This window comes from Lyngbya sp. CCY1209 (assembly GCF_035615495.1).
Taxonomy (GTDB): Bacteria; Cyanobacteriota; Cyanobacteriia; order Cyanobacteriales; family Microcoleaceae; genus Limnospira.
The window spans coordinates 1-5929 of sequence record NZ_JAJENU010000180.1 but is presented as its reverse complement, the minus strand read 5'-3'; the positions used below and the strand labels follow the sequence as shown (position 1 = coordinate 5929).

Genomic DNA, 5929 nt, shown 5'->3' with positions numbered 1-5929 from the left:
CGACTGAAGTCGCCGTTCGCTTTTCATCCGTGCTTTAAAAAGACACGGCTTTCAAGCTCTCGTCCTTTTCTCGTAAGTGACTCGCCCCCCTAGCCCCCCAATTCTGGGGGGAACCCGATGCTCAAAGTCCCCCAAAGTTGGGGGATTTAGGGGGCTAATTCTGGGGGGAACCCGATGCTCAAAGTCCCCCAAAGTTGGGGGATTTAGGGGGCTAATTCTGGGGGGGAACCCGATGCTCAAAGTCCCCCACAGTTGGGGGATTTAGGGGGCCAAGTCCCCCAAAGTTGGGGGATTTAGGGGGCCAAGTCCCCCACAGTTGGGGGATTTAGGGGGCAAAGTCCCCCACAGTTGGGGGATTTAGGGGGCAAAGTCCCCCACAGTTGGGGGATTTAGGGGGCCGAGTCCCCCACAGTTGGGGGATTTAGGGGGCCGAGTCCCCCACAGTTGGGGGATTTAGGGGGCCGAGTCCCCCAAGGTTGGGGGATTTAGGGGGCCGAGTCCCCCACAGTTGGGGGATTTAGGGGGCCGAGTCTGGGGGAGAACCCGACGCTCAAAGTCCCCCAAAGTTGGGGGATTTAGGGGGCCTGAGATGCTCAAGTCCCCTCTGAAAACCGCGATCGCTGTGCTACCCTGATGAGAAGATCAACCCGACCCGTTCAAACCCAGTCACACAGCCTCAATGGTTCACATCAAGCGCGTGGAACTGACCAACTTCAAATCCTTCGGCGGCACGACGGACATTCCGCTGCTGCCGGGGTTTACGGTCGTATCCGGGCCGAACGGATCGGGCAAATCCAACATCCTCGACGCCCTGCTGTTCGCCCTGGGTTTGTCCTCCTCCAAGGGGATGCGGGCCGAACGCCTTCCCGATCTGGTCAACAACGCCCAAAGCCGGAAATCCACCGTCGAAACCCGCGTCACCGTGACGTTTGACCTGTCGGACCTGGTGGTGGGGGAACCGGACTACGGGGAGAACGGCAACGGCGGCAACGGAAATGGGGCGATCGCGGCGGATACTGAAATTGACGATACCGAAAATAGCGGAGATTCCGACAGCGAAACCGACTCCGAGGAAGAGGGCGATCGCTTCATCCTCCCCACCGACGAATGGAGCGTGACGCGAAAACTGCGGGTGACGAAACAGGGCACCTACACCTCCACCTATTATATGAACGGGGAACCCTGCACCCAAACCGAACTGCACGAACAACTCAATAACTTGCGGATTTACCCCGAAGGCTACAACGTCGTGTTGCAGGGGGACGTCACCGGCATCATCACCATGAAAGCCCGGGAACGGCGGGAGATCATCGACGAACTGGCGGGAGTGGCCCAATTCGATCGCAAAATCGTCCTGGCCCGGGAAAAACTCGATACCGTCAAAGAGCGGGAAGAACGGAGCCGCATCGTCGAACAGGAATTGATCGTCCAGCGCGATCGCTTGGCCAAAGACCGCGCCAAGGCGGAAAAATACCAACAATTGCGGGCGGAATTTCAGGAAAAAAGCCAGTGGGAGGCCGTCCTGAATTATCAGACGTTGCAAAATCAAGTCTGGCGCCTGCGGGAACAGATCGAGGCGGGCGATCGCTCCTATACTGATTTAACCGAACAACTGCAACATCGGCAAACTGAAATTACCCGAGCCACCACCGAACTGGAGGCCCTCAACGCCCGAGTCAAGGCGATGGGGGAGGAGGAATTGCTGAATTTGCAATCCACCCTGGCGACAGAAGAGGCCGAACGCAACCAACTGCAACAGCGGCGGCGGGAACTGGAAACGGCCGCCCAGCAGGTGACGGGGCAGATCCGGGAGACGGAGGCGGAAGTACGGCAGCACCGGGAAACTTTAGCCAATTTGGAACGGCAGAAAACCGAGGAATTGGCGTTACAGGAACGGCGGCGGGGCGATCGCGATGGGGCCCTAGCCCTCGTCAACCGCACCCGGGAAGCGACCGAACAGGTGGCGTCCCAGGCGGAAACCTGGATGGTGCAGCAGACGGAACTGCACCGCAAAATCGAAACCCTGCAAAAAAGCCTCGACCCCCAGCGCACCGAACGGGCGCGACTGCGGGAGCGTTCCGAACAGTTGCAGCGGCAAAATTTGGAGCGGGAAGAGGCTTTAATCAGCCTGCGGCGGGAACTGACGAGCAAACAGCAGGAGTTGAAAACGGCGATCGCAACCCGGGACGCAATGGCAACCCAGGCGGACGCCTTGGGACGCACCGTGGCGGCGGTGGAGGACGAGTTGCAGTTGCAGCAGGAAACCCAGGCCCGGTTGTTAGAAGAACAGCGGGAGCGGCAGCGCAAACTCGATCGCCTGGAAGCCCAACAGCAGGCCCAGCAAGAGGCGACGGGGACCAACGCCACCCAAACAATCAAAAAGGCGAGTTTGGAGGGTGTGTGCGGCCTGGTGTGCCAGTTGGGGCGGGTGGAACCTCAATATCAACTGGCCTTGGAAATTGCCGCTGGGGGCCGGATGGGACATCTGGTGGTGGAAAATGACCGGGTGGCGGCGGAAGCGATCGAACTGCTGAAACGGCAGAGGGGGGGGCGGGCGACGTTTCTGCCCCTGAATAAAATTCGCCCCGGGCGGGGGGGACTGCCCAATTTCGCCACGATGCGATCGCTCGAAGGGATGATCGATCTGGCGGTGAATTTGATCGAGTGCGATCCGCGCTACAACGATATTTTCGCCTACGTTTTCGGCGGTACGCTGGTATTTAATACCCTGGAAAATGCCCGCCGCCATTTGGGACAGTACCGGATGGTGACGCTGGACGGGGAACTGTTGGAGGCCAGCGGCGCGATGACGGGGGGGAGTGCCAGTTCGCGATCGACTCTGCACTTCGGCACGGTGGACGACGAGGTGAGCGCGGAGGCCCGGGCGATCGCGGCTTTGAAGGAGCGGTTGTCGGAGATCGAGCGGATTTTGACCCGCTGCACCCAGGCGATCGCGGAGGGAGCCCAGGAGGCCAAGGCGCGATCGCTCGAACTCATCGACGCCAGACAGAATTTGCGGGACGCCCAGCAGCGGGTGTCCCAACTGGAAGGGATCATCGTCAACCTCACCACCCAGACGGAACAGGTGCGATCGCAATTTGAAGCCGGGAGTGCAGAATTTCGGCAGGCGGCGGAACGGCTGACAACCCTGGAAACCACCATCCCCAGCCAGGAAAAGGAACTGGAGCGCGATCGCGACACCCTCGCCCAACTCGAAGCCGCCCACAGCCACAGCGAATGGCAGCAGATGCAGGCCACCCTCCGCGGCCAGGAAGCGGACCTGCAAGCCAAGGAAACCGCCCTGGCGGCAGTCGATCGCCACCTGATCGAACTCGACACCCAGCAGCAGCGGTTGCAGGAAAAATTGCAGGGCGATGATCGCCGGTTGGCAGAATATCGCCGACAGCAAGACACCCTCACCCACCAATTGGCAGATATTCGCACCCGCCTCGCGGCGGTGGCCGAACAGATCGCCAAAACCCGCGCCTCGATGGCCGAAGTCGAGGAACGGCTGGGGGAGGAGAAAATACAGCGCGATCGGGCCGAAGCCGATTTGCGGGAAATGCACCTGGCCAAACAGCAGCTCGAATGGCAGATCCAGAAATTGCAGGAAACCCAGCAGGGACGGCGGGAGCAACTGGCGATCAAACAGGAACAGTTGGAAACCCAAAAGGCCGAACTCCCCGATCCCCTGCCCTCGGTGCCGAAAAATACCGACCTGGCGGCGGTGCAGCGGGACATCAAATCCCTGCAAAAGCGCATGGAAGCCCTCGAACCGGTGAATATGCTGGCTCTGGAGGAGTACGAGCGCACCCAGGCCCGCCTGGACGAGTTGAGCCAGAAGTTGGCGACATTGGAGGGGGAGCGGACGGAATTGCTGCTGCGGATCGAGAATTTCACCACCCTGCGGCGGCGGGCGTTCCAGGAGGCCTTCGACGCGGTGAACGAGAATTTCCAAACCATTTTCGCCACCCTTTCGGAGGGGGACGGCTATCTGGAAATCGACGATCCGGAGGAACCCTTCAGCAGCGGGTTGAATTTGATCGCCCACCCGAAGGGGAAACCCGTGCAGCGGTTGGCGTCCATGTCCGGGGGGGAAAAGTCCCTGACGGCCCTGAGTTTCATTTTCGCCCTCCAGCGCTACCGCCCGTCGCCATTCTACGCCTTCGACGAGGTGGATATGTTCCTCGACGGGGCAAATGTGGAACGATTAGCTAAAATGATAAAACAACAAGCAGAGCAAGCTCAATTTATTGTGGTCAGCTTGCGCCGGCCGATGATGGAAGCATCAGAGCGCACGATCGGGGTCACTCAAGCCAGGGGAGCCTATACTCAGGTTCTCGGTCTTAAGTTATAGTAACCCCCAATTCAACCAATCCGTCGGGACTGTTCCCGAACTGGATTGTAAAGTAATATGTATGTCTAATTTGGAATTAGATTCTGCCTAGCATGACATCTGAACATATCCGCCAACGTTCCGATCTTCTCGGTACTCAAGTCATTACCCGCGACAGAGGCAAGCGGCTGGGAGTGGTCAGCCAACTTTGGGTCGATGTGGACCGGCGAGAAATCGTCGCGATCGGGTTAAAAGACAATTTTCTGGCCGTGGCTGGACTGCCCAAATATATGTATCTCAACAGAGTCTGTGAGATCGGCGACGTGATCTTGGTGGATGACGAGCGGGTTCTTGAAGATGACGTTGATATTGAAGGGTACAGCGATTTAATCAACAGCGAAGTGATCACGGAGACGGGGGAACCCCTCGGCCGGGTGCGGGGTTTCCGGTTCGACACCCGGGACGGGAGGTTGGAGTCGCTGATCATCGCCTCCCTCGGTTTTCCACAAATTCCCGACCAGGTGATCAGCACCTACGAACTGTCCATCGATGCGATCGTCAGCAGCGGCCCGAACCGCCTGATCGTATTCGAGGGGTCCGAGGATCAGTTGCAACAACTGACGGTGGGCGTCCTGGAGCGTTTGGGCCTCGGCGAAGCCCCCTGGGAGAAGGAAGAGGAGGGGATGTACTACCCGCCGACGGTCAAACCCGCCAACCAGTTGGGCACCGGTGTCACCCAGGCGGCGCCCCAGCAGCAGTACCGCACCCCGGAACCGGTGGAGGAGGCCTGGGAGGAGCAGGAAACCTGGGAAGAACCCATCGCCGCCCCGGTGGTGCAGCAACCGGAGCCGGTTTACGATGATTATGAGGATGACAACTGGGGCGACGCGGAGCCCGACGAGTACGAAGAGGCGGAATACGTCCCCGTGGAACCGCCCCGCCAGGAGCGGCTGTACGCTCGGGAGTATGAGTACGAGTACGAGGACGACGTGGAGTCGGATGCCTGGGCGGACGACGAGACGCCCCGACCCTACAAGGCGCCACGGGTGAACATCCCCGAGAAGAAGAAGATGCCGGAGTATGAAGAGGAAACCGGCGGCTATTGATTTGAATGATTGGGAAACCCGGTTTCTGGTTGGGAAGCCGGGTTTTTTGGTGTTCGAGATTTGGAAGATTTCATCACTCCAGGCACAGAGGACACGGAGAATTGATTGGTTTTTAATATCAAATCCGGTTGAATGCCGGGAAAAAAACGGGTTGGATATTGAGACCGCTTGGGAATCAATTCCGGAGGGCGCAAGCCTTGCGCCCCTACCCGCTCAAATCATCGGTCGATGATTGGGGAGTTGGTGCGGCTGAATAACCGGATTTGATATAAGTCCTTATTTTTAAAGGTGTAGTTTAAAGACTTTTCAATAAATGCAATGTCTTCAGGTTCCATATTTTAAGCACGAAAAAAATGAATTTGAACGATGCCACGATAATTTTAAAATAACAAAAGGGAACGCACCATACTGCCTACACGGCGGACACAAAAATGTAGGGGCGAATGGCATTCGCCCTCCGGCAATTTTCCTTTTTGCGATCGCCTCA

The 5929-nt window shown here is 58.3% G+C and carries 2 protein-coding genes; both read left to right on the top strand.

The window, feature by feature from the left end; translation table 11 throughout:
- Positions 1-679: 679 nt before the first annotated feature.
- On the top strand, positions 680-4357 hold the full coding sequence (smc, locus tag LKE08_RS02735) for a chromosome segregation protein SMC (protein ID WP_324702657.1): 3678 nt from the start codon (positions 680-682) through the stop codon (positions 4355-4357).
- Positions 4358-4449: 92 nt separating this feature from the next.
- Positions 4450-5442: a PRC-barrel domain-containing protein gene (locus tag LKE08_RS02730; protein ID WP_324702656.1), complete on the top strand. Its 993-nt coding sequence runs from the start codon at positions 4450-4452 to the stop codon at positions 5440-5442.
- Positions 5443-5929 lie beyond the last annotated feature (487 nt).